Consider the following 24355-nt stretch of genomic DNA (forward strand, 5'->3'; position numbering starts at 1 on the left):
GTAAAGCCTTTGCCGAGCATGGCTCGGCACTACGCGCCCTCCCTTTGGCTCGAGGCCGAGGAAAGGGCTTGGGGGAGGGGGGCTTTTCGCTGGAAAGTCCCCTGCCGAGCATGGCTCGGCACTACGGTCAGCGGTATCCGGCGGCCTGCAGTTCAAACAACTCGGCATAGCGGCCGCCTTCGATCATCAGCTCTTCGTGGGTACCGCTGGCTTCGATGCGACCGTCGGCCAGCACCAGGATGCGATCAGCCATGCGCACCGATGAGAAGCGATGCGAGATCAGCACGGCGGTGCGGTTGTCCGAGAGCTCCTTGAACCGCTGGAATACCTCGAACTCGGCGCGTGCATCCAGGGCTGCGGTCGGTTCGTCGAGGATCATCACCTGCGCATCGCGCATATAGGCGCGGGCGATGGCGATCTTCTGCCACTGGCCGCCGGACAGATCCACGCCGGTCTTGAAGCGGCGGCCGATCAGTTGCTCATAGCCGGCAGGCAACGCATCGATCACCTCATCGGCCAGCGCGCGCCGCGCGGCATTGCGGATGCGCTCCTTGTCGTTCATGGCCTCGACCAGACCGACGCCGATGTTCTCGCCGGCAGACAGGTGGTAGCGCACGAAATCCTGGAAGATCACCCCCATGTTGGCGCGCAGGTCATCCAGGTCATAGTCGCGCAGGTCGCGGCCATCGAGCAGGATGCGGCCTTCGTCCGGGTCATACAGGCGTGCCAGCAGCTTGACCAGAGTGGTCTTGCCGGCGCCGTTTTCGCCGACCAGCGCAATGACTTCGCCAGCCTGCAGATGGAAGCTGAGATTGCGTACCGCCCAGCGCTCGGCATCCGGGTAGCGGAAGCCAACATTCTCGAACACGAAGCCTTCGCGGATCGGGCGCGGTATCGCAACAGCATCCGGACGCGAGCGGATCTCCGGTTCGATGGCATAGAACGAGAACAGGTCATCCAGGTACAGCGCCTGCCCGGCGACCTGCGAGAAGCCGGTTAGCAGGCCTTCCAGCAGTTGCCGCAGGCGCAGGAAACTACCCGACAGGAAGGTCAGGTCGCCGATGCTGAAGTCACCGCGGATGGTGCGCCAGGCGATGTATCCATAGGCAGCGTAGTAGCCAAGTGTGCCCAGGGCGGCCAGCAGCGTGCCCCAGATCGCGCGCTTGCGCGCCAGCGCGCGGTTGGCCTTGTAGAAGCGTTCGGCCAACAGCTTGTAGCGGTCGATCAGGAAACGGTTGAGGTTGAATATCTTCACCTCCTTGGCCGTTTCCACGCTGGCGCCGACCTGGCGCAGGTAGTCGAGCTGGCGGCGTTCCGGGGTCCAGCTGAAGTTGAGCGAGTAACCCAGGGTGTTGAAGTGCGATTCGCCGATGAAAGCCGGGATCAGGGCAATCGCGAGCAATACGATCAACCACGGTGCGTAGACGATCAGGCCGGCGGCAAAGCTGATGACGGTGATGGTGTCCTGCACCTGGCCGAACAGTTGGCTCATCAGGCTCATGCGGCCCATGGTCTGGCGGCGTGCACGGTCCAGCTTGTCCTGCAGGTCGGGGTCTTCGAAGTCTTCCAGATCGAGCTCGGCGGCGTGTTCCATCAGACGCACGCTGGTGGCATTGGTGAACAGCTCGGAGAGCAGCGAATCGGCGTAGCTGATCAGTCGACCAAGCAGGTCCGAGCCGATCGCGATGGCCAACTCCAACAACAGCAGCTCAAGCAGGGTGTTGAGATGGCCGCTGGAGAACGCCTCTGCCAGCGGTGGCATCGGGCCGGCACCGGCCAGGCGCACGGCTTCATCGATGATCAGCTTGCCCACGTACAGCATCGCGACCGGCATCAACGCACGGACCAGACGCAGGCCGAGGCTGGCGAGTGTCAGCCAGCGGCTGGTCTGCCAAACCTGCCGCAGGAACGGCGGCAGGTTGCGCATCGCATCGACGCGCTCGCGGAAGCTGGGTTTCTTGGCGGGAGCGGGTTCGGGGTGGGGCATGGGGGGCTCAAGCGGCGAAATGCGGGTTCAGGTTACCTGCAAATGCGTTCAGCCCGCCGCATCAATATGCTCAGCCGTCCTTGCGCAGGTCGATATCGCCCATCTGCGCGTCGTCGCGACCGTCGGGGTTGTCACGGACAGCCTCGCCGGCGGCACCGAACGAGCGCTTGCCACTGTCGACGTGGAGGTGACTGACCACTTTGAGCACGCCTTCGATGCCAGCCACAAGGGCCTCGGCCATGTGCTTCACCTCAGCGCTGGGAACATCGCCGGACAAGGTCACCTGGCCATTCTTGACCTGGGCGAGTACCTGCGAGGTCTGGGCCTGCTGGCCAAGGGTATGGACGACTTCATCGCCGATCAGGGTGTCGGAGCGTTCTGCGGACATGGTGGGGTCCTGTTGAAGCGGGATTCCCAAGATCGCCGATGCAGTGTGAGTTTGGCGTTACCGGGGGCTTGGCTTCGCCCCCTTCCTTTGCCGAAGGCAAGGGGAGGGCCGGGGAGGGGTGCTTTGGCTTTGGCTTTGGCTTTGGCTTTGGTTTTGGTTCTGGCTCTAGCTTCTGCCGTTACGCCGTCATTCCCGCGTAGGCGGGAATCGCTCCTGCTCTGCTCCTGCCTTGGCAATTGGCGAGGACGACAGGCAAGGTCAAGGTCAACGGCAAGAGCGATTCCCGCCTGCGCGGGAATGACGGCATAAGAGCGGAAGACAAGTGCCCAAAGCCCAAAGCTCTTACCTCAACTACGCGGCCCTTCCGGCGGCGGTGGCTCCGATGACTGCAGCGCCACCGGCAGATGCCAGCCAAAATGCATCGCCATCATCCGCAGGCCAAAACACAGTCCTGCACCAACCAGGGCGCATGGCAACGGCGGCAAGCCCAGCCAATAACCCACCGCAACCACAGCAGCGCCTGCCAACGCCGCGACCGCATACAACTCGGCCTGCAGCACCAGCGGCACCTGTGCCAGCAGCACATCACGGGCAATGCCGCCGCCGATGCCGGTCAACATGCCCAGGGCGGCCGCCATTGGCGGATCGATGCCATAAGCCAGCGCCTTCTGCGTGCCGGCCACAGCAAATAGAGCCAGGCCCATCGCATCGAACATGCGTACCGGGTACTGCATGCGCTCGATCAAGGGCGCCCAAAAGAAGGTGACGATGCCTGCAGCCAGGGTGATGGCCGGGTAGCGCCAATCGCTGATCGCCGCCACCGGGGTAGCGCCGATCAGCAGGTCGCGGGTGATGCCGCCAGCCAAAGCTGCCGCGAACGACAGCACCAGCACGCCGAAGATATCCAATCGACGGCGTACCCCCATCGTCGCCCCGGACAGGGCGAAGACGAAGGTGCCGATAAGGTCGAGTATCAGTACAAGGGTTCCCATGCGCCGTATTGTGCGTTGTCGCGTCGGCGGCGGCCATCAGCCCGGTCCGGAATGATGGCCCCATGGGCTGATGGCTCAGGGCAGTGGTGGCAGCAGGCTGGCGCCCAGCCGGTTCCAGGCGTTGATCACCGCCACCGCCATGCTCAGGTCGCTGATGCCCTTGTCGTCGAAATGTGGGGTCAATGCGTCGAAGGCTGCCTGAGACGGTGCGCCGTCGGGCAAACGGGTCATGGCCTCGGCCCAGCCCAGCGCGGCACGCTCGCGCTCATCGAAGAAGCGGCTCTCGTGCCAGGCTGGCAGGGTGTCGAGCTTGCGCGGTTCAATGCCGGCCTTGCGCAGGGCGGTGGCATGCATGTCCATGCAGTAGCCGCAGCCGTTGATCTGCGAGACGCGCAGGAACACCAGCTCCTGCAGTTCGTGCTCGATGGAACTGTCATGCACGGCCTTGCTGGTGGCCAGCAGGCCCTTGAAGGCATCGGCGGCGAGACGGGTGTAGGGCACGCGGGGGAAGGTGGTAGCGGACATCGGGTTTCTCCAGACAGCCACGATGGCCGTCTTTCGTTACAAGGACGCAGCAGTGGTTTCGTGCGTGACAAGTGGGGGCAACTTTTCTGGATTGAGCACGCTGTAAAGGGCTGCGATGCGCCCATCCACCACTTCGATGGTGGTGAATGAGGCCAGCTTGCCTTCGGCGAAGCGCAGGATTGCCAGTTCGCCGTTGACGTAGCCAAGTTGGGCGGGCAAGGCCGCACCGCGGCGGGCGATGGCCCAGTACAGGCGGCCGATGCGCTCGGCGCCCCGTAGTGGGCGGATGGCAGCGGTGACGATGCCGCCACCGTCGGAGAACTGGGCGGCATTGGCATGCAGCAGGGCCTGGATAGCGGGGCTGTCGCCACGCTGGGCCGCTTCCATGAAGCGCTGCAGCAACTCCCTATGCTGTGCCGGCGCCGGCTGGAAGCGTGGTGCACCGGCCTGCAGGCGCTGCTTGGCCCGACGCACCAGTTGCCGGCAATTGGCCTCGCTGTGGCCAAGCAGGCTGCAGATCTGGCGGTAGTCGTGGTCGAAGGCTTCTTTCAGCAGGAAAGCGGCGCGCTCGTCCGGGCTCAGTTGCTCCAGCAGGGTCAGGAAGGCGACGGAGACTTCATTGGCGACGGCGTGGAGCTGGGCCGGGTCGGGGCTGGTATCCGTGGCCAGTTCGACCTGCAAAGGTTCGGGCAGCCAAGGACCCACATAATGCTGGCGCTCACGCTTTGCGGCGCGCAGGCGGTCCAGGCTGAGTCGCGTGGTCGCGGTGACCAGCCAAGCCTGCGCATCACGGATCTCGGCGGTGTCGCTGCCCGCCCAGCGCAGCCAAGCGTCCTGCAGCACGTCCTCGGCATCCGCGCGGCTGCCCAGCATGCGGTAGGCCAGTGCCAGCAGGCGCGGGCGGTTGGTCTGGAAGATGGATTCGGGGTTCATGAAGGCAGGACGGCGCGGGGCAGGCTGGCGTGACAGCGCTACTTTGCCTGAACCCAAGCCTGGCTGTGGTTGAGGTTGTGGGAGCGGCGTCAGCCGCGAAGCTGAAGACCTGTCCGTTCACCGGCTTCGCTGCTGACGCCGCTCCTACAACCAAGGGCGGGCAGCACTGCGCCGCTCCAAGGCGTAAAATGGTGGGCTGAACCCCCGCCAGCCTTCAGCAAGCGAGCAAGCCGTGACATCGATCAAGCAGGAAGACCTCATCCAGTCCGTCGCCGACGCACTGCAGTACATCTCGTACTACCACCCGGTCGACTACATCAAGAATCTTTCCGCTGCCTATGAGCGCGAGGAGTCGCCGGCGGCCAAGGAGGCCATTGCGCAGATCCTGATCAACTCGCGCATGTGCGCCGAGGGCCATCGCCCGATCTGCCAGGACACCGGCATCGTCACCGTGTTCCTGGAAATCGGCATGAACGTGCGTTGGGACGACGCCACCATGGGCGTGGAGGACATGGCCAACGAGGGCATCCGCCGCGCCTACGCCTACCCGGACAACAAGCTGCGAGCCTCGGTGCTGGCCGACCCGGCCGGCAAGCGCACCAATACCAAGGACAACACCCCGGGTGTGGTCAACATCAAGGTCGTGCCGGGTGACAAGGTCGACGTGATCGTCGCCGCCAAGGGCGGTGGCTCCGAGGCCAAGAGCAAGTTCGCCATGCTCAACCCGTCCGACTCCATCGTCGACTGGGTGCTCAAGACCGTGCCGACCATGGGCGCTGGCTGGTGCCCGCCGGGCATGCTCGGCATCGGTATTGGCGGCACCGCCGAGAAGGCGATGCTGCTGGCCAAGGAATCGCTGATGGAGCCGATCGACATCACCGATCTGCAGGCCCGCGGTGCTTCCAACCGTGCCGAAGAACTGCGCCTGGAGCTGTACGAGAAGGTCAATGCGCTGGGCATCGGCGCGCAGGGCCTGGGTGGCCTGACCACGGTGCTGGACATCAAGGTCAAGGACTTCCCGACCCACGCCGCCAACCTGCCGGTGGCGATGATTCCCAACTGTGCCGCCACCCGCCACGCCCACTTCACCCTGGACGGCAGTGGCCCGGTGATGCTGGACCCGCCGTCGCTGGAAGACTGGCCGCAGATCACCTACGACGCCTCCAAGGGCACCCGCGTCGACCTGGACACCATCACGCCGGAAGAAGTGGCTGCATGGAAGCCGGGCCAGACCCTGCTGCTCAACGGCAAGCTGCTGACCGGCCGCGACGCCGCGCACAAGCGCATGGTCGACATGCTCAACAAGGGTGAGCCCTTGCCGGTGGACCTGAAGGGGCGCTTCATCTATTACGTCGGCCCGGTTGATCCGGTGCGCGACGAAGTGGTGGGCCCGGCCGGCCCGACCACGGCGACCCGCATGGACAAGTTCACCCGCCAGATCCTGGAACAGACCGGCCTGCTGGGCATGGTCGGCAAGGCCGAACGTGGCCCGGCCGCGATCGAGGCCATCCGTGACAACAAGTCGGCCTACCTGATGGCCGTCGGTGGCTCGGCCTACCTGGTGTCCAAGGCGATCAAGGCGTCCAAGGTGGTCGGTTTTGCCGACCTGGGCATGGAAGCGATCTACGAGTTCACCGTGCAGGACATGCCGGTGACTGTGGCGGTGGACTCCACCGGTGAGTCGGTACACAAGACCGGCCCGCGCGAATGGCAGGCCCGCATCGGCAAGATTCCGGTGATCGTCGAGTAATCGAGCGCTGTCACTGGTGATGCCGCGACGGCCCGGGCTATGCTCGGGCCGTCGTCGTTTCCAGGGAATGTCCGATGCGCAGGTTCCAGTGGATGCTGGTTGTTGTGGTGTTGTCGTCGCTGGTGGCTTGCGCGAGTGGTGGAGGCTGGGGTGACGCGCCTCGCAACGACCCCGCGGCCTGCGTCAGCTACTGCCAGAAAGCGTACGAGCTCTGCAACGCCAACCCTCGCAGCTACGGCGACTGCGGCGAAGCAAACCGTAACAACCAGTGCGACAAGATCACCAACCCGGAACTGCGTGGTGCCTGCCAGACCTCACAGGCGTTCTGCCAGAACCGGTCGGCTGCGTCGGTATGTGGCGAACGCTTGAACAGTTGCATGAACAGCTGCAACTGAACCAGCCGATAGCTGCGACGAACCAGTAGTGCCGAGCCATGCTCGGCAAAGGCTTTCCCGGGAAGTCATCAAATCATCAGCGCCGCGGCCTGCGCCGCTGCCATGAAAGCAAGGCGGCACGGCTTCTGCTCCCTCCCTTTGCCGCAGGCAAGGGGAGGGCTGGGGAGGGGGGCTTTGGATTTGCGCTTTTGCTGGTGCCGCGGCGTTGGGCGTACCAGCTTCGCGGCTTACGCCGCTGCCACAAGCCAGGTGTCTTGGTTGGTTAGAATGTAATTTCTCCAGCCGGGAACTCAGCGCATGTCAGTTGTTCTGTACGGATCACAAAGCACTGCTTCGTTGGTGGTGCATTGGCTCTTGCTTGAGCTCGGTATTGAGCACGAGCTGCGTCAGCTGGACTTTGAGCGCGGCGAGCAGAAGTCAGCGGAGTTCCTTGCGATCAATCCTGCTGGCCGCGTACCCGCACTGATCATCGATGGGCAGGTACTGACCGAGTCCGCCGCCATTGCCATGCATTTGGCCGACCTGCACCCGCAGGCAGCGCTGGCGCCTGTACCAGGCACGGCTGCACGCGGTGACTACTACCGCTGGATGTGTTTCTGCGTGTACACCCTGATGCCGGCATACCGTGCCTGGTTCTATCCGCAGGAGCCGGCAGGTGAGTCGAATGTGGATGAAGTAAAGCAGCGGGCCCGAGCGCAGTTGGAAGCCGCCTGGCAGCAGATGGCTGATCACCTGGCAGCGCATGGCCCCTACGTTCTGGGTGAGCAGCTCAGCGTCGTCGATTTCATGTTGACCATGTTGATGCGCTGGAGCCGCAACATGCCGCGTCCGGGCGATAGCTGGCCAGTGCTGGCCGCGCATGCGGCGCGGATGAAGGCCCGGCCTGCGTTTGCCGAGGTGTATCGGCGTGAGGGGATTGATGACTGGTGGTGAGTGGGCAGTGGTATGCAGGATGAAGCGGCGACATTTGTGGCTTCGCGGCTGACGCCGCTCCTACAAGAGCAAACGCTCGGGTCGCTCAATCGACGTGGTCGTCGAACTTGCGACCGCCCTGGAATGGCATCAGGTGCTGTTTGATGATGCCGTTCGGCACCGTCTCCAGTTTCATCACGCCATACTCCTGCGGCCATTGCGCCTGATCGCGCGGTAGCTTGAAGGTGCCCATCAACATGTCCACCAGTGGCAGGTGGATGGCGTAATTGACGTCGATGTATTCCTGCTGTCGGGCGTGGTGCCAATGGTGGTAGCGCGGCAGCACCAGCAGGTATTCCAGCCAGCCAAAGCGGATGCCGAGATTGGCGTGAGCCAGCACCGCCTGCAGGCCAACCAGGATCACGTAGGCATTCACGGCCGGCGTCGAAAAGCCGAGGATCAGCAGTGGCAAAAGCACGGCACTACGGGTCAGTACGATCTCGACAAAATGCACGCGCGAGCCAGCCAGCCAGTCCATATGCCGGCTGGAGTGGTGCACGGCGTGGAAGCGCCAGAGCCAGGGGATGTTGTGATAGGCGCGGTGCAACAGCGCCTGGGCCATGTCGGCGACAAAAACAGCGATCAGGAACTGCGCCCACACCGGCAAAGACTGGATGGCAGCCTTCAGTCCGGGGAACGCGGCCAGCCCCGCGATGGTGGAGGTGGAAGCGGTGACCAGGATCAGGATGAATTGCACCAGCACGTGGCTCATGAAGAAGTACGCGACATCGGTGCGCCAGCCGGGACGCAGCGGCGATAGTTCGCGCTTGCCCAGATAGCGCTCCAGCGGCACGAACACCAGCGCCGAGAAGAACAGCGACAGTACGAACCAGTCCAGCCCCAGCGAATAAGGTGTCTGGCCGATGGCATCGAACTGCACGTTGGTGCCGCCCAGCAATACCGCCACCGTCGCGCTGCCCACGCCCAGTGTGGCGATGCGCTTGTTGCGATCGCGCAGGATGGCGACGGTGCCCATGATGAACGCGGCGGCCAGGCCAACCAGCAGCAGGTGGCGGGCAAACTGTTCGTTGTAGACCGCGCGGAACTCGCGGCTGGTCAGCAGCTCGGGGAAATGAAAGCAGGCGACCGCCAGCAGGCTCAGCACGCCGAGCAGTGCGGAGCCATAGGCAAAGAATGAGCGGCGAGTGCGGGTCATTGCGGACGTCCTGTCTTCGACCTGGCGATTCTGCCCGTGTCTGCTGAACGGGGGAAGTGGTATCGGGGCCGGCATCGGCACAATTCACGCAGCTTGCGCGGCGCGGCGGGTAGGTTTGCAGGCATCAGGCGGCAAGTGCGCCCATGGGTCGGCGGACGGCGATGCCGGGATGATCTGGAGTGTAGGTATGAGCGAATTGACGGTTCCGGTGAGCGCGTTGGATCACATCCAGGGCAACCTGGATGCGGCAGTGGTACTGGTTGAATATGCCGATTACCAATGCCCGTACTGCGGTGAAGCATTCTCGCTGGTCAAGCGCTTGCAGCAGCGTTTCGGCGAAGGGCTGTGCCTGGTATTCCGGAATTTCCCGCTGGTGCAGTCGCACCCACAGGCGCTGCCGGCGGCGATCACCGCGGAATACGCTGCCGAGCACGGTAAATTCTGGGAAGCGCATGACGCGTTGTTCCGCAGCCAGCAGCAGTTGGGCGAGTTGGTCTATCGCGAGTTGATGCGCGAGCTCGGGTTGCCGGAGGAGGGTTTGGCCGCGGCGATGGGCGAGAACCGCAACCTGTTGCGGATCCAGCGGGATATCGAGAGCGGTATGCGCAGCGGCGTCACCGGGACGCCCGGTTTTTTCATCAACGGCGCCTTGTTCCAGCCAAGGCAAAGCTTCGAGGAGCTCTACGACGCCATCATCCAGGCCGGCGCCGGAAGCAACTGAGGCGGCTTCGGCGCCAAGGCGCCCAAGCCGGTGCATCAGGACCGCAGCTCAGCCAATCAGGCCAAGCACGGTTTCCGGTGGGCGGCACAATGCCGTGCCCTTGGCAGTGCGTACGATGGGGCGATTGATCAAGCTGGGATGCTGATGCATCGCCTCGATCAGCGCTGCCTCGTCATCGAGTTTGGCGGCCAGCCCGAGCTCTGCGTAGGCGGCTTCCTTGCTGCGCAGCAGATCGCGGGCCGGCATGCCCATGGCATCAAGCACGGCGCGCAGCTGCTCGACGGACGGCGGGGTGTCGAGGTAGTTGATCACCTCGACCTCCATGCCGGCTTCCTGCAACAAGGCCAGCGCGCCACGAGAGTTGGAGCAGCGGTTGTTATGCCAGATGGTGGCTTTCATGACTCAGAACCACTCCAGCAGGGAGACGCCAACGCCGATATAGGTGGCGCGATGGTTGTAGTCGATCATGCTCTCTCCGTAGCCATCGAACACCTGCACGTGGCCGCGCAGCAGCTTGTTGATCGGGAAGCCGTAATCCATCTGCAGCGAGCCATGCGAACGGTCGCCGCTACGCAGCGAATGGCGGCCGGTGATGGCCAGCTCATGGCCGTTGCGGTTGTAGACCAGGGTGGCATCGCCACGCCCCATGTAGTCCTCGATATCCGGGTTGTTGTCGTCGCGGCGACCTTCCGGGATGCGATACCAGGGGCGCAACATGATTGCCCAGTTCTCACGGTCCAGGCCGACGTTCATCACCACCCGGTTCCAACTGCGCGACAAGGGATCACTACGGCCGTTGGATTGATGGTTGAGGCTGACGCCGGTCATGCGTCCATTCCAGCCGAACAGTGAATAGCCGTTGCGGAAGGCCAGCATCACTTCGGGCTCGTAGTTGGTCTCGCGGAAGGGCCGCGACAGCTCGCTGTTATAGGCCTGCCAGCGCGAGCTCTGGGTATAGCCGACCCAGATATCGCCGTTGTCGCCAAACAGGTTTTCGGCGACCTTGGTCTTGAAGCTGAGCTGGAACTTCAGCTCGGTGCTGTCCAGTTCCTCGGCCTGGGTGACGGTGTTGTTGGGATTGGGGGAGTGCGGCATTTCGTTGGGCTTGCTGCTCCAGAACGCCGGCAGCAGGTAGACCGGCTTGTAGGCACGCAGCTGGAACAGACCCAGCTTGGAGTCCTTGGCCAGTTCCCAGCGGCTATCCAGCAGCGAGCCGCGACCGGCGTTGGCCGCAGCGGAATCCAGCTCGTCATGGGCGAACAGTTCATTGCGATGCGGCAACGGTTGGTCAAGCTCCTTGGCGGTGGCCTTGGCCTCCTTGCGCGCGGCCAGGGCCGCGGCCGCGGCGGCATCGGCGGCGCGGGTATCGGTGGCGGTGCGGCCGAGTGCGCTGTCATAGCAGGCCAGGCGGATGGCGTCGGTCTCGAGTGCGAAGCAGGCCTGTGGCGAGGCGGGTGTCGGCATCGCTTCCTGGGCAAGCGCGGAGGCGCTGGCACCGCTCAGGACGAGCAGCAAGGCGTGGGAGAGGGCGGGTGTTTGCATGGGGTCCATCCGGTCGCTGTGGGGTGGCCGGGCCGGGGCAATCAAGCGGGCATTGCACGCCGGCAGCAGTGGCAAAGGGGGATTGTCGGTGATTCCCCTGTCGAGAGGGGGTTAGGAGGCGCTCAGAAGAACCAGGCAATGGCGAACACGCCGACCATGGCGACCGCCAGGCCCAGCTTGAGGGCCACGCCCAGGACGATGCCCAGCCAGGTGCCAAAGCCGACCTTGGTGGCTTGGCCGAGCTGGCGGCCGTGCAGGTACTCGCCGCCCAGCGCGCCGAGGAATGGGCCTACGAACAGGCCGATCGGCATGAAAAACAGGCCGACCACGGTACCGATGGCCGAGCCGATCAAGGCCAGTTTGCTGGCTCCCACCTTCTTGGCCCCGGCGATGGTGGAGATCACGTCGACGATGATGGAAATGATCGTCAGGACCCCCAGTACCACGAGGGGTACCCAGCCCACCCGTTCGAAGCCGTCACCCCAGGCCGCCAGCAGCAGGCCGGCAAATACCAGGGGGACCCCGGGCAGCGCTGGCAGGATGATGCCGGCGATGCCGACCAGGACCAGCAGCGCGCCGACCAGATAGAAGATGAATGAATAGTCCATGTATGCTCTGAAGGGGGTCTAATAGGGGTTGACTTTAACGTGTTGCGCAGTGTTGCAATTTGGTTTGGCCCGGGTTAAGTTGCAGCCGCTGAGCTTGGCAAGGTCACCGTGAATCGTGGCCTGATGGGTAGATCGAAGGATTTGCTGCATCGTTGCACCTCGCTTCCTCCTTGCAACCAGCCGCCTTACCGGGCGTAACCATCAAACGAAAGAGTTACAGGGAGTTAGTCGAGATGTCTGATCGCGAAACCGGTACCGTCAAGTGGTTCAACGACGCCAAGGGCTTCGGCTTCATCAGCCGCGAAAATGGTGAGGACGTGTTCGTGCACTTCCGCGCCATCCAGACCGATGGCTTCAAAAGCCTGAAGGAAGGCCAGAAGGTCACCTTTACCGTTGTGCAGGGCCAGAAGGGCCTGCAGGCTGACGCCGTACAACCGGCCTGATCCGGCGGCCACGCAGCCAAAAGAAAGGCCCGCGCAAGCGGGCCTTTCGCTGTCAGCGGCGCCGATATGGGGCTCAGCGGATGACCACGCGGCCATTGACCACGCGCACATAGGTGTTCTCGCGGATGCCGCCGAGGTCCTTCTGGTTGACCACGATCACGCGGCCATCGTCCATCCGGACCTGGATGTCGTACGAGTTGCCGGTGACGTTCTGCTGGATCTTGTTGCCGGCCATGGCGCCACCTACGGCGCCTGCCACGGCGGCGATGTTCTGGTTGCCCTTGCTGCCGCCGGTCTTGTCGGAGATTTCATGGCCGGCCACTGCGCCGACGATGCCGCCGAGGATGGCGCCGGTAGCGCTGGGCGCGGTGCGGCCGGAGGCGACCGTGTCGATGCGGGTAACGATGCCGCAGTCGGTGCAACGGTTCTGGTTATAGCCGTTGTTGTTGCCGTAATTGCCACCATTGTTGTAGCCGCCGTTGTTGTAGCCACCGCCGTAACCAGGGGAGGTGGCGCAACCGGCCAGCGCCAGACTGGCAATCGCGCCTGCAGCAATCAGTTGGATCTTCATGGTGTTTCTCCTTGCCAGATTGGAAATGGGTACTGCTGAGTGACCCGCGGCGAAGATCCTGCGGTTTTGCATGTGAATGGAGGGCCAATCACGTGTGAAATCGCAGTTTGCTTACTTGAAGTCCTGATGGCATGACTTGCAGTCGCTGCCGATTTTTTGCACCGCAGCAGCCAATGTCGCGCAATCTGCCGGTGGCTTGGCCAGTGCGTCATTCAGCGTGGCGCGGTAACGGCTGGCGTGCTGCTGGAAGCGCTCGTCATCACGCAGCCCCGGGAAGGCGGTCTCCAGGTCATTGGCCAATGCACGCAAGGTCTGCAGTCGCGGCGTGGTATCGCTGACGCTGCAGCGATTCTGCTTCTGGCTCTCGCCCAGCAGTTGGGTCTGCTTGGCCATGACGGTCATGAGGCTGTCCGGGAAGTGGTCCTGGCGGGCCTGGATGGCGCGCATCCCCATCACGGTCGCGATCACACCGATCAACAGGCCGGCAAGCAGGACGAACAGATAGCGCGAGGCTTTGGACGGGGGGCGGGCGGGTGCAGGGTCGGACATTGCGTTGGCTCCAGGCTATAGGCAAAAGGGTTCGACTGCCGGGCATTATGCAGCTGCGCAAGCGAAGCCCGTGTCATCGTGGTTAGGGTCGGCTCGCCGCCACGCCGGGGCAGGCCGTAAAATGGACTGATGAAAGAAGAATTGCGTGAGCGTTTTGCCGGTATCGACCGGCTGTACGGGGCAGGCACCATCACCCACCTGAGCGGCTGCAAGGTGGCCGTGGTCGGCATGGGCGGGGTGGGCTCGTGGATCGTGGAGGCGCTGGTGCGCTCTGCGGTAGGCCATTTGAGCCTGATCGACGCCGACGATATCTGCGTCTCCAACACCAACCGCCAGCTGCCGGCAATGGCTGGGCAGTACGGTCGCAACAAGGCGCTGGCCATGGCCGAGCGTTGCCGTGCGATCAATCCGGACGTCGAGGTCGAGGCGGTGGAGTCGTTCCTGACCCCTGCGAACATGGCCGAGCTGCTGGACCGTGATTTTGACCTGGTGATCGATGCTTGCGACAGCTTCCGGGTCAAGGTGGAAACCATCGCCTGGTGCCGTCGCCGCAAGCTACCGATGATCACCATCGGCGCGGCGGGCGGGCGTACTGATCCAACCCTGGTACGGGTGCGTGACGTATCGCGTACCGAGCACGACGCGATGATGGCGCTGATCCGCAAGAAGTTGCGCAGCGAGTTCAATTTCCCCAAAAGCGCAAAGCGCTATTTCGGCGTGCCGGCGGTGTATTCGCTGGAGAACGTGAAGTACCCGCAGGCCGACGGTAGCGTCTGTGGCATCCGCCCGAACCTGGGCCCGGATGAGGCCTTGAAGCTGGATTGCGGCGGCGGCCTGGGTGCCGCCACGCACATTACCGGCGCATTTGCGTTCGTTGCAGTGGGCAAGGCGCTGGAAATGCTGCTGAAGAACCGCGCATAAAAGCAGGCGGGCGCCTGTGGTTTGTGGGAGCGGCGTCAGCCGCGAAGCTGGCATTGCTGAAAATGCCAAGGTGTTCGTGATCTGGCTGACCTGTGGCTTCGCGGCTTACGCCGCTCCTACAGCCTGTCCTAAAGATTGAACAGCCGCCTCGCATTGGCCGTGGTCTGCGCTGCGATATCCGCCGCCGGTTGCTGGCGCAGTTCCGCAACGGTGTCGAGGATCTGCCGCAGCCGCGAAGGCTCGTTGCGCTGGCCGCGGATGCCGGCATCCGGCTGATCCGGTGCGTCGGTTTCCAGCAGCAGGAACTCCAGTGGCATCTGCGTCACCAGCCCGCGCAAACGATTGGCGCGTGTATAGGTAATGGGGCCACCCAGGCCGATCATGAATCCAAGCTCCCAGAGCTGCCGTGCCTGCTCTGGACTGCCGGAAAAACTGTGCACTACGCCCTTGAGTCCGCCAACCCGGCGGATGCGCAGAATTACTTCATCCAAGGCACGGCGCGCATGCACGATCAGCGGTAGCTGGAAGTCCCGCGCGACCTCAAGTTGGCCCTGGAAGTACATGCGCTGTGCTGCCGGCTCGAGATTGTCGACAAAGAAATCCAGCCCGCATTCCCCAATGGCGCAAGGCTTTTCGCGCTCCACCCAATCGCGCAGTTGCTGCAGGTGCTCGGGGCGGTGCTCCGGCAGGAACATCGGGTGCAGACCGTAAGCCGCATGCAGTCCAGCGCCGGTTGCGCACACCTCGCGCAGCTTGGGCCAGCTGGCCGCGGTCACCGCCGGCACGATCTGCATGCCCACGCCGGCAGCGCCGGCGCGGGCGACCACCGCCTCCCGGTCGATGTCGAATTCCGCGGCATCCAGATGGCAGTGGCTGTCGACCAGCTGCACGGCTCAGCGCTTGCCCGGCAGAATCGGCGGCTCGACCGGGTCCTTGCGGCGCTTCCAATTGGCCAGCAACAACGTACTTAGGCCAAACAGGATCTCATCGACAAACGGAATCGGATCGGGCAGCAGCATGCTGATGACGAACAGCGCACCGGTCAGCTTGAACAGGGTGGGGTAGCGCAGCTTGCGTGCCCATTCCAGAAACGACGACAACATCATGCTCGACATGGCGTATCCAGATGAAGAGGGGTTCAGCTTGCCCCCAGGGATCAGGGCCGGCGTGCTGAATATTGCGACGAGTTGAATGTTTTCGATAGGGTGAGGACAGAAATACTGGCCTCTGTTCAGCTTGCCCATGCTGGAATCCTCTCAACACAGACGCGGCCAACCGCACGGAGACAGATCATGAAGAGCACAACCACGACCGTTTTGGTTGCCGCCGGCGCGTTGCTGGTAGGTGGCATCGCCACCGCCGCCTTCATGCAGGGCCGCGACAAGGCCAGCACCGCGCCGCTGGTGGAGGGGACCCGTCCGGTACTGGACAGCTCGCCGCTGGTGGACGATGCGGCTGTTACGGGCAAGGTGGAGAACCCGGCCGAGCCGCAGCTGCAATATGCCGACGTGCTCAAGGTGGCACCGGTCACGCAGAAGGAGCGCGTCTATGGCACGGTCACCGGCAGCGAGCCGATCCGTGAAACCTCCACCACCAGCACCCCGCATGAAGTCTGCGAGGATGTGGTGGTACAGGAGCGCCTGCCCGAGCGTGATGGCAACGTCGGCGGCACCGTCGCTGGCGCGGTGATTGGTGGCCTGCTGGGCAACCAGATCGGCGGCGGCAATGGCAAGAAGGCGGCAACCGCTGCAGGTGCCGTGGCCGGTGGCGTGATCGGCAACCAGGTCGACAAGCGTCACGTTGGTGGTCGCGTGGTCAACCGCACCGAGCGCCAGTGCCATACCGAGCAGCGCACTGCCGAGTCCAGCCGAATCACTGGCTACAACGTCAGCTACCGCAAGCCCGATGGCAGCACCGGCACGATGCGCATGGACAGCCGCCCGGGCGAGCGTGTGTCGCTGGGTAATGCCAACCAGACCGTTGGCTACGACGTGACGTACCGTTACGAAGGTGCGGAGAAAACCGTGCGCATGCAGGACCGCCCCGCAAGTGATCGTCTGCCGGTCATCAATGGCCAGTTGGTGACGCAGACAGCGGCGATGGCGCCGGCGGACAGCCGACAGTAACCATCGCAAGCTGTAAAGCTGCTTGTTTCAGCTGTTGAGTCACCGTAATCCGATGCCAGATCTCTGGCATCGGATTTTTTATTGTTTTTTGGGAGCGGCGTAAGCCGCGAAGCCCACACATGATCGGGTGGCGCGAAAACCACTTCAGGGAGCGAACAGTGTCAACTTCGCGGCTTACGCCGCTCCCACAAACGGGCGCCAGCAAGGCAGCGTCCGTTTGACCAGTTGGGCTGGCCGGCGCAAGCTCGGCGTCCTTGTTCACCGCACACAGGAACCGTGATGAGTGTGTTCGAGCTCCGGCTGGAAACCGAACGACTGCTGCTGCGTCCACCGGCTGCCGAGGATTTCGATGCCTTCGCTGCGTTCTGCGCCGATCCGCGCACCATGCAACATCTTGGCGGCGTACAGGTGCCATCGGTTGCATGGCGCAGCCTGGCGGCACTGACCGGCAGTTGGCAGCTGCTGGGCTATTCGATGTTCTCGGTGATTGAAAAAAGCAGCGGGCGCTGGATAGGCAGGGTCGGGCCCTGGCAGCCGCATGGATGGCCTGGCACGGAAGTGGGCTGGAGCATCGCCTCGGAGTTCTGGGGTCGCGGCTATGCACCGGAGGCCGCACGGGCAAGCATCGACTGGGCGTTCGATACGCTCGGTTGGCAGGAAGTGATCCACACCATCGAACCGGCCAATACCAACTCGGTGGCGGTGGCGCGCAAGCTGGGCTCAAGCCTGCTGCGACAGGCGCGGTTGCCAGCGCCTGCCGATATCGAGGTGGATGTGTGGGGGCAATCCAGGCAGCAGTGGATATCACACCGCTGAGGGCGCACTTTGCTGCGGTCGCAGCTTTACCGCGGTGCCTGTGATCCGGTCAGATGGAGGCTGTCGTCTGCCATTCGGTAGCGGGGAGCGGATCAGTGAGTGTTTCGGGTGCTGGGTTGCGGGTCTACGGCATGTCCTCGTCGGGCAACTGCCACAAGGTGCGGCTGCTGCTGGAACAGTTGGGCACGCGTTACGATTGGGTCGAGGTGAACAGCGCCGAAGGCCAGACCCGCACCCCGGAATTCCTCGCGCTCAACCCCAACGGAAAAGTGCCACTGGTGCAGCGCTCCGATGGTCGGGTGCTGGTCGAATCCAATGCGATCCTGTTCTGGCTGGCTGAAGGCACGCCGTACCTGCCCACTGATGGCTGGCAGCGGGCGCAGGCCTTGTCGTGGATGTTCTTCGAACAGTACAGCCATGAGCCCTACATCGCCGTTGCACGTTTCATCAGTATCTGGACGCCGCCGGATTCGCCGCGTCGTGATGACCTGCCGCGTCTGCGCGAGCGGGGCCATGCTGCGCTGGCGGTGATGGAGCGCCACCTGCAGGATAATCCCTGGTTCACCGGCCCGGACTATGGCGTGGCCGATATTGCACTGTTCGCCTATACCGCAGTTGCCGAAGACGGTGGCATTGGCCTGTCGCCGTATCCGGCAATCCAACGCTGGCTGCAGGCGGTACAGGCCCAGCCGGGTTTCATGCCGATACTCGCGGGCTGAACAATCTCATTTGATGCTTGATTCCGTCGTCTCACTTGTTTGCTGTGGAGCCTGTCTGCATGTTTGCTCGTGTACCGAATCCCATCCCGGCCCGCATGAAGGGCCTGAACCGCGCTGAAATCTGCGATACCAACTTCATTGAATTCGTCAGCGCGCTGGCGCCGGGCCCGGCTCAAGGTCCGCAGCCGGCCGCGCCGATCCTGCCCGGTAGCGCCTTGGATGCCCAAGGTTTCCGCGAGCTGTTTGAATCGCAGTTGATCAGTCGTCACCTGGACCTGATGGCGCGCGTGCTGCGCGTGCAGAACAAGGTCTTCTACACGATTGGTTCGTCCGGCCATGAAGGCAACGCAATGGTGGCGCGTGCCGCCCGGCACACTGATCCGGCTTTCCTGCACTACCGTTCCGGCGGCTTCATGGCCGAGCGTTTCCGCAAGTTGCCGGGCATGGATCCGGTGATGGACTCGGCGCTGTCCTTTGCCGCCAGCAAGGACGATCCGGCCAGCGGTGGCCGCCATAAAGTGTGGGGCAGCAAGCCGTTGTGGGTGCTGCCGCAGACTTCGACCATCGCTTCGCACCTGCCCAAGGCGCTGGGCACGGCGATGGCCATCGAAGCGGGCAAACGACTGGGGCAGGGCCTGCCGATTCCCGATGACAGCATCACCATCTGTTCGTTCGGCGATGCCTCGGCCAATCACGCCACCGCCCAGACCGCGTTCAATGCAGCGGCCTGGAGCAGCTTCCAGAAGCTGCCGGCGCCGGTGCTGTTCGTCTGCGAAGACAATGGCATCGGCATCTCGGTGAAGACCCCGGAAGGCTGGATCGCCGAGAGCTTCCGGCATCGCCCGGGGCTGGACTACTTCCATGCCGACGGTCTGGATCTGGTCAACGGTTACGCCGACGTACAGCGCGCGGTTGAGCATTGCCGGCGTACACGGCGACCGACCTTCCTGCACCTGCGCACCACCCGGCTGATGGGCCATGCCGGCACCGACTTCGAGATTGAATGGCGCGCATTGGAAGAATTGTGCGCGGTGGAGGCTGGCGATCCTCTGCTGCGTTCGGCGCAGGTGGCGGTGGAATCCGGGCTGATGGACAAGGCTGAAGTGCTGGCCCTGTACGAACACACCCGCCAGCGTTGTTTCGCTGCGGCCGAAGATGCCGACAAACGCCCACGCCTGACCGCGCTGCAGGATGTGATCGCGCCGCTGGCGCCGTACACACCAGACAAGGTGCAGGCCGAGGCGACGCGCGCGGATTACAGCGAGCGACGCCTGCAGGTGTTCGGCAGCGAGGCCGGTCTGCCCGAGAATCAGCCAGGCAAGCATCTGGCAGTGCAGATCAACCAGGCCCTGCACGATCTGTTCGCCAAGTACCCCGAGACCTTGTTGTTTGGTGAGGACGTGGCGCAGAAGGGCGGCGTTTACACGGTAACCAAGGGTCTGCAGAAGGCTTTCGGTCCGCGCCGCGTGTTCAATACCCTGCTCGACGAGACCATGATCCTGGGCATGGCCCAGGGCTTCGCCAACATGGGCATGTTGCCGCTGCCGGAAATCCAGTACCTGGCCTACCTGCACAATGCCGCCGACCAGGTGCGTGGCGAGGCCTGTTCACTGCAGTTCTTCTCCAATGACCAGTACCGCAACCCGATGCTGATCCGCATCGCCGGGCTCGGTTATCAGAAGGGCTTTGGTGGCCACTTCCATAACGACAACTCGATCGCTGCCATCCGCGACATCCCGGGACTGGTGGTTGGTTGCCCATCGCGTGGTGATGATGCCGCAGAGATGCTGCGTACGCTTGCTGCGCTGGCAAAGGTTGATGGTCGGGTCTGCGTGTTCCTGGAGCCGATCGCGCTGTACATGACCAAGGATCTGCATGCCGCAGGTGACGGGCAATGGCTGTTCCCGTATCCGGCGCCGGATCAGGCGCTGACGCTGGGCGAGGGCAGGGTTTACGGCGAAGGCAATGATGATCTGTTGATCATCAGCTACGGCAATGGCGTGCCGATGGCGCTGCGTGCTGCTAGGACCATCGAGCAGCAGCACGGATGGAAGGTGCGGGTGGTGGATCTGCGCTGGCTGGTGCCGCTCAATGCCGGCTATATCGCTGAGCAGGCCAGGGGCGCGAAGCGCATCATCGTGCTCGACGAAGGCCGCCAGAGCGCCGGCGTGGGCGAGGGCGTGATCACCGCCCTGGTCGAAGCCGGCCATGGGCAGGTGCCGTTGCGCCGAGTGACCGGTGTGGATACCTATACACCGTTGGCTGGTGCGGCCTTGCTGGTGTTACCCAGTGATGCCGATGTGGTGGCAGCGGCGGCGGAGTTGGCGTGAGCCGCTAGCGTTTCTTTGTGGGAGCGGTGTAAACCGCGAAGCTGGCAATGCTGAAATCACCAGCACCTGCGACCTGACTGATCTGTGGCTTCGCGGCTGACGCCGCTCCTGCAGCACTGCTCCCTCCCTTTGGCGCAGGCAAGGGGAGGGGTTGGGGAGGGGTTGGCTTTTGGGCCTTCAAAGGCTGCCAGCTTCGCGGCTTACGCCGCTCCCACAAAACTGCCGAAACCATCGCCATCTTGCAGGCAAACAAAACCCCGCCGAAGCGGGGTTCTGTTTTCAGGCATGCAGCGCTGGATCAGCTATTGGCCTTCAGCTTGGCCAGGCGCAGCCAGGTGTCGACCACGGTGTCCGGGTTCAGTGACACCGACTCGATGCCTTCCTGCATCAGCCACTCGGCCAGATCCGGATGGTCGGACGGGCCCTGGCCGCAGATGCCGACGTACTTGCCCTTGGCGCGTGCGCTCTTGATGGCCATCGACAGCAGCTTCTTCACCGCCGGGTTCCGCTCGTCGAACAGGTGCGCGACGATCGAGGAATCGCGGTCCAGGCCCAGGGTGAGCTGGGTCAGGTCGTTGGAACCGATCGAGAAGCCGTCGAAGATTTCCAGGAACTCATCGGCCAGCAGTGCGTTGGACGGCACTTCGCACATCATGATGATCTTCAGGCCGTTCTCGCCCTGCTTCAGGCCGTTGGCGGCGAGTACTTCCACCACCTTGCGGCCTTCTTCCAGGGTGCGCACGAACGGGATCATCACCCAAAGGTTCTCCAGGCCCATTTCGTTGCGCACGCGCAACACGGCCTGGCATTCCAGTGCGAAGGCCTTGGAGAAGCTCGGGTCGACGTAACGGCTGGCGCCGCGGAAGCCGATCATCGGGTTCTCTTCGTGTGGCTCGTAATTGCTGCCGCCGATCAGGTTGGCGTACTCGTTGGACTTGAAGTCCGACAGGCGCACGATCACCGGGTTCGGTGCGACCGAGGCGGTCAAGGTGGCGATGCCTTCGGCCAGACGGTCAACATAGAAGCTCACCGGATCCTTGTAGCCGGCAATCTTCTCGTCGATCTTCTTCTTGGTGGCGGCGTCCTGGCGGTCGTATTCCAGCAGCGCGTTCGGGTGAATGCCGATGTGGCTGGCGATGATCATTTCCAGGCGGGCCAGGCCGATGCCGGCGTTCGGCAGCTGGCCGAAGTCGAAGGCACGTTCCGGGTTGGCGACGTTCATCATGATCTTCAACGGTGCCGGCGGCATGTTGCCCAGATCGGTGGTGTTGCGTTCGAAGTCCAGCTTGCCGGCGTAGATGAAGCCGGTGTCGCCTTCGGCGCAGCTGACGGTCACTTCCTGGCCGTCCTGGATCACCTGGGTCGCATTGCCCGAGCCGACCACGGCCGGCACGCCCAACTCACGGGCGATGATGGCGGCGTGGCAGGTGCGGCCGCCACGGTTGGTGACGATGGCCGAGGCACGCTTCATCACCGGCTCCCAATCGGGGTCGGTCATGTCGGCGATCAGCACGTCGCCCGGCTGCACGCGGGCCATGTCGTCCAGCGACTTGACCACGCGGGCCACGCCAGCACCAATCTTGGCGCCGACGGCACGGCCTTCAGCGATCACTTCACCCTTGCCCTGCAGCGCGTAGCGCTCCATCTGGGTGGCCTTGGCGCGCGACTTCACGGTTTCCGGGCGTGCCTGGACGATGAACAGCTTGCCGCTGACGCCGTCCTTGGCCCACTCGATATCCATCGGGCGGCCGTAATGCTTTTCGATGACCAGCGCCTGCTTGGACAGTTCCTGCACGTCCTCATCGCTGATCGAGAAGGTATTGCGCACCTCGACCGGGGTGTCCTCGATCTTGACGCGCTCGCCCGGGACGTCCGAATAGACCATGCGGATCGCCTTGGAGCCCAGCGAGCGGCGCAGGATCGCCGGCTTGCCGGCATGCAGGCTGGGCTTGTAGACGTAGAACTCGTCCGGATTGACCGCGCCCTGCACGACCATTTCGCCCAGGCCGACCGAGGAGGTGACAAACACCACGTCGCGGAAGCCGGACTCGGTGTCCAGGGTGAACAGCACGCCGGAGGAGCCGACGCCCGAGCGCACCATCAGCTGCACGCCAGCGGACAGGAACACGTCTTCGTGCTTGAAGCCGTGGTGCACGCGGTAGGCGATGGCGCGGTCGTTGTACAGCGAGGCAAACACTTCCTTGACCTTGTGCACGACATCGTCGGCACCGGTCACGTTGAGGAAGGTTTCCTGCTGGCCGGCAAACGAAGCGTCCGGCAGATCTTCGGCGGTTGCCGAGGAGCGCACGGCAACGGCGATGTCACCGCCGCCGTTCTCGGCGCTCAGCTTTGCGTAGGCTTCGCGGATGTCCTTGTCCAGCTGCGGCTGCAGCGGGGCGTCGATTACCCAGCCGCGGATTTCCTTGCCGGCAACGGTGAGGGCAGCGACATCTTCCACGTCCAGCGTGGCCAGCTTGTCGAAAATGCGCTTGGACAGGTCGTTATGGGCGATGAAGTCCTTGAACGCCTCGGAGGTGGTGGCATAACCACCGGGGACGGACACCCCAAGACCGGCAAGATTGCCGATCATCTCCCCGAGCGAGGAGTTCTTGCCACCTACGCGGGCCAGGTCGGCCAAGCGCAGCTCATGCAACCACAGGATATTCTCGTTCAAGCGCGATGCTCCGTTGAGGCCATCGCCCGTGGCGGGCTTGGGATGGCCACGTCCGTAGGAAGAAGCCAATATGATGCAGTGCACACCGAAGCCGCACAAGCTTGTGACAATACTTTGTCTTGTGCTTGTCTTTTTCGGGACAGGCTAGGTCATCACGCTTGACCTGTGGTCAGGTTCACACTCTGAAGGGAGCTTTCATGACGGCAATCCGGCCGGTTTTCTATGTTTCCGACGGTACCGGCATCACCGCCGAGACCGTTGGCCACAGTCTGCTGACGCAGTTCAATGGCTTCAGTTTCGTGACTGATCGCATGTCGTTCGTGGACGATGCCGACAAGGCGCACGAGGCGGCGGCGCGCATCCGGGCCGCCGGCGAGCGTTACCAGGTGCGTCCGATCGTCATCAGTTCCTGCGTGGATTCCAGCCTCGGCTTGATCCTGGAGGAGAGCGGGGCCCTGGTGCTGGATGTCTTTGCCCCATTCATCGGGCCGCTGGAACAGGAGCTCAGTTCCGCGCGCCACTCCAAGGTGGGGCAGGCGCACGGCATGGTCGACTTCGATACCTACCATCGCCGCATCAACGCGATGAATTTTGCGCTCAGCCACGACGACGGCATCGCCGTGAACTATGACGAGGCCGATGTGGTGTTGGTTGCGGTGTCGCGCGCCGGCAAGACTCCGACCTGTATCTACCTGGCGCTGCACTACGGCATCCGCGCGGCCAACTACCCCTTGACCGAGGAAGACCTCGAGCAGGATCGCCTGCCGCCACGCCTGCGTCCGTATCGCAACAAGCTGTTCGGGCTGACCATCGACCCCGAGCGCCTGCAGCAGATCCGCCAGGAGCGGCGCCCGAATTCGCGCTATGCCAGCTTCGAAACCTGCAAGCGCGAGGTCACCGCTGCCGAGACCATGTTCCGCATGGAGCGCATCCCGACCCTGAGCACCACACACACCTCCATCGAAGAGATCTCCAGCAAGGTCCTGAGCACCCTGAGCCTGCAGCGGGAGATGTTCTAAGCCAAAGGGCGCCGGAACAACCAACGGTAGTGCCGAGCCATGCTCGGCAGGGGCATTACCGGTAACCCTTGATTGACCATGGTTTGGCTTGTGGCAGCGGCATCAGCCGCGAAGCTGGTGGTTCACCAGAGCGGTAGGCGGTGCTGTGGTTTCAGTGAGGCCAGTCTCGCGGCTGATGCCGCTGCCGAGATATTTCGGGGCTGCCGGTGGAGCCCTTG

At 63.5% G+C, this 24355-nt stretch carries 25 protein-coding genes; 11 read left to right on the forward strand and 14 right to left on the reverse strand.

Annotated elements, in window-relative coordinates:
• Window positions 1-127 precede the first annotated feature (127 nt).
• The 5 genes from ACVOLQ_RS07130 to sigJ all read right to left on the reverse strand — a co-directional run bounded on the left by ACVOLQ_RS07130 (window position 128) and on the right by sigJ (window position 4825).
• A complete protein-coding gene (locus tag ACVOLQ_RS07130; protein WP_481527514.1) occupies window positions 128-1987 on the reverse strand; it encodes an ABC transporter ATP-binding protein in 1860 nt (619 codons plus the stop codon).
• A gap of 70 nt (window positions 1988-2057) precedes the next feature.
• The gene (locus ACVOLQ_RS07135; RefSeq protein WP_481527515.1) at window positions 2058-2375 is read right to left on the reverse strand and encodes a BON domain-containing protein; all 318 of its coding nucleotides are present in this window, start codon (window positions 2373-2375) and stop codon (window positions 2058-2060) included.
• Between the two features lie 347 nt (window positions 2376-2722).
• Entirely contained in the window at window positions 2723-3367 is a 645-nt protein-coding gene (locus ACVOLQ_RS07140; protein ID WP_062166083.1) for a trimeric intracellular cation channel family protein, read from the reverse strand.
• 75 nt (window positions 3368-3442) lie between these two features.
• The gene (locus tag ACVOLQ_RS07145) at window positions 3443-3892 is read right to left on the reverse strand and encodes a carboxymuconolactone decarboxylase family protein (RefSeq protein WP_481527516.1); all 450 of its coding nucleotides are present in this window, start codon (window positions 3890-3892) and stop codon (window positions 3443-3445) included.
• Between the two features lie 36 nt (window positions 3893-3928).
• Window positions 3929-4825 carry an RNA polymerase sigma factor SigJ gene (gene sigJ, locus ACVOLQ_RS07150; protein ID WP_481527517.1) on the reverse strand — a complete coding sequence of 299 codons (897 nt, stop codon included), beginning with the start codon at window positions 4823-4825 and terminating at the stop codon, window positions 3929-3931.
• A gap of 232 nt (window positions 4826-5057) precedes the next feature.
• Between sigJ and ACVOLQ_RS07155 the strand changes: the two genes are divergently transcribed.
• From ACVOLQ_RS07155 to ACVOLQ_RS07165, 3 genes are all read left to right on the forward strand, one after another.
• The gene (locus ACVOLQ_RS07155; protein ID WP_312371282.1) at window positions 5058-6575 is read left to right on the forward strand and encodes a fumarate hydratase; all 1518 of its coding nucleotides are present in this window, start codon (window positions 5058-5060) and stop codon (window positions 6573-6575) included.
• A gap of 74 nt (window positions 6576-6649) precedes the next feature.
• A complete protein-coding gene (locus ACVOLQ_RS07160) occupies window positions 6650-6970 on the forward strand; it encodes a hypothetical protein (RefSeq protein ID WP_481527518.1) in 321 nt (106 codons plus the stop codon).
• Window positions 6971-7267: 297 nt separating this feature from the next.
• Window positions 7268-7903 carry a glutathione S-transferase family protein gene (locus ACVOLQ_RS07165; RefSeq protein WP_481527519.1) on the forward strand — a complete coding sequence of 212 codons (636 nt, stop codon included), beginning with the start codon at window positions 7268-7270 and terminating at the stop codon, window positions 7901-7903.
• Between the two features lie 85 nt (window positions 7904-7988).
• Here ACVOLQ_RS07165 and ACVOLQ_RS07170 read toward each other — a convergent pair whose 3' ends face one another.
• Entirely contained in the window at window positions 7989-9098 is a 1110-nt protein-coding gene (locus ACVOLQ_RS07170; protein ID WP_313494861.1) for a sterol desaturase family protein, read from the reverse strand.
• Between the two features lie 187 nt (window positions 9099-9285).
• Here ACVOLQ_RS07170 and ACVOLQ_RS07175 point away from each other — a divergent pair, with 187 nt between their 5' ends.
• A complete protein-coding gene (locus tag ACVOLQ_RS07175; RefSeq protein WP_481527520.1) occupies window positions 9286-9819 on the forward strand; it encodes a DsbA family protein in 534 nt (177 codons plus the stop codon).
• 48 nt (window positions 9820-9867) lie between these two features.
• Here ACVOLQ_RS07175 and arsC read toward each other — a convergent pair whose 3' ends face one another.
• From arsC to ACVOLQ_RS07190, 3 genes are all read right to left on the reverse strand, one after another.
• Window positions 9868-10218: an arsenate reductase (glutaredoxin) gene (arsC, locus tag ACVOLQ_RS07180; RefSeq protein WP_313170086.1), complete on the reverse strand. Its 351-nt coding sequence runs from the start codon at window positions 10216-10218 to the stop codon at window positions 9868-9870.
• Between the two features lie 3 nt (window positions 10219-10221).
• Entirely contained in the window at window positions 10222-11361 is a 1140-nt protein-coding gene (locus ACVOLQ_RS07185; RefSeq protein WP_313170087.1) for a phospholipase A, read from the reverse strand.
• A gap of 122 nt (window positions 11362-11483) precedes the next feature.
• The gene (locus ACVOLQ_RS07190; RefSeq protein WP_313494866.1) at window positions 11484-11969 is read right to left on the reverse strand and encodes a DUF456 domain-containing protein; all 486 of its coding nucleotides are present in this window, start codon (window positions 11967-11969) and stop codon (window positions 11484-11486) included.
• Window positions 11970-12202: 233 nt separating this feature from the next.
• On the opposite strand from ACVOLQ_RS07190, the gene ACVOLQ_RS07195 reads away from it, so the two are divergent.
• A complete protein-coding gene (locus ACVOLQ_RS07195; protein WP_282271583.1) occupies window positions 12203-12412 on the forward strand; it encodes a cold-shock protein in 210 nt (69 codons plus the stop codon).
• A gap of 73 nt (window positions 12413-12485) precedes the next feature.
• Here ACVOLQ_RS07195 and ACVOLQ_RS07200 read toward each other — a convergent pair whose 3' ends face one another.
• Window positions 12486-12983, reverse strand: coding sequence for a glycine zipper 2TM domain-containing protein (locus ACVOLQ_RS07200; RefSeq protein ID WP_313170090.1), 498 nt, complete (start codon window positions 12981-12983; stop codon window positions 12486-12488).
• 111 nt (window positions 12984-13094) lie between these two features.
• Window positions 13095-13532: a cytochrome c gene (locus ACVOLQ_RS07205; RefSeq protein WP_481527521.1), complete on the reverse strand. Its 438-nt coding sequence runs from the start codon at window positions 13530-13532 to the stop codon at window positions 13095-13097.
• Window positions 13533-13661: 129 nt separating this feature from the next.
• Here ACVOLQ_RS07205 and ACVOLQ_RS07210 point away from each other — a divergent pair, with 129 nt between their 5' ends.
• Window positions 13662-14453: a tRNA threonylcarbamoyladenosine dehydratase gene (locus ACVOLQ_RS07210; RefSeq protein WP_313170093.1), complete on the forward strand. Its 792-nt coding sequence runs from the start codon at window positions 13662-13664 to the stop codon at window positions 14451-14453.
• A gap of 128 nt (window positions 14454-14581) precedes the next feature.
• Here ACVOLQ_RS07210 and ACVOLQ_RS07215 read toward each other — a convergent pair whose 3' ends face one another.
• Both ACVOLQ_RS07215 and ACVOLQ_RS07220 read right to left on the reverse strand, forming a co-directional pair.
• A complete protein-coding gene (locus ACVOLQ_RS07215; RefSeq protein WP_313170095.1) occupies window positions 14582-15343 on the reverse strand; it encodes a TatD family hydrolase in 762 nt (253 codons plus the stop codon).
• Between the two features lie 3 nt (window positions 15344-15346).
• Window positions 15347-15568: a DUF6116 family protein gene (locus ACVOLQ_RS07220; protein ID WP_481527595.1), complete on the reverse strand. Its 222-nt coding sequence runs from the start codon at window positions 15566-15568 to the stop codon at window positions 15347-15349.
• 177 nt (window positions 15569-15745) lie between these two features.
• Between ACVOLQ_RS07220 and ACVOLQ_RS07225 the strand changes: the two genes are divergently transcribed.
• The 4 genes from ACVOLQ_RS07225 to ACVOLQ_RS07240 all read left to right on the forward strand — a co-directional run bounded on the left by ACVOLQ_RS07225 (window position 15746) and on the right by ACVOLQ_RS07240 (window position 20444).
• Window positions 15746-16579: a glycine zipper 2TM domain-containing protein gene (locus ACVOLQ_RS07225; RefSeq protein WP_481527522.1), complete on the forward strand. Its 834-nt coding sequence runs from the start codon at window positions 15746-15748 to the stop codon at window positions 16577-16579.
• Window positions 16580-16858: 279 nt separating this feature from the next.
• Window positions 16859-17395, forward strand: coding sequence for a GNAT family N-acetyltransferase (locus ACVOLQ_RS07230; RefSeq protein ID WP_313494871.1), 537 nt, complete (start codon window positions 16859-16861; stop codon window positions 17393-17395).
• Window positions 17396-17490: 95 nt separating this feature from the next.
• Window positions 17491-18114, forward strand: coding sequence for a glutathione S-transferase family protein (locus ACVOLQ_RS07235; protein ID WP_481527523.1), 624 nt, complete (start codon window positions 17491-17493; stop codon window positions 18112-18114).
• A gap of 59 nt (window positions 18115-18173) precedes the next feature.
• Complete coding sequence (locus ACVOLQ_RS07240) at window positions 18174-20444, forward strand: thiamine pyrophosphate-dependent enzyme (RefSeq protein ID WP_481527524.1); 2271 nt, start codon at window positions 18174-18176, stop codon at window positions 20442-20444.
• A 298-nt stretch (window positions 20445-20742) separates the two neighbouring features.
• On the opposite strand, the gene ppsA is transcribed toward ACVOLQ_RS07240, so the two are convergent.
• Entirely contained in the window at window positions 20743-23118 is a 2376-nt protein-coding gene (gene ppsA, locus ACVOLQ_RS07245) for a phosphoenolpyruvate synthase (protein WP_481527525.1), read from the reverse strand.
• A gap of 197 nt (window positions 23119-23315) precedes the next feature.
• Here ppsA and ppsR point away from each other — a divergent pair, with 197 nt between their 5' ends.
• The gene (ppsR, locus tag ACVOLQ_RS07250; protein ID WP_481527526.1) at window positions 23316-24137 is read left to right on the forward strand and encodes a posphoenolpyruvate synthetase regulatory kinase/phosphorylase PpsR; all 822 of its coding nucleotides are present in this window, start codon (window positions 23316-23318) and stop codon (window positions 24135-24137) included.
• Window positions 24138-24355 lie beyond the last annotated feature (218 nt).

This window comes from Stenotrophomonas sp. STEN031, assembly GCF_056759975.1.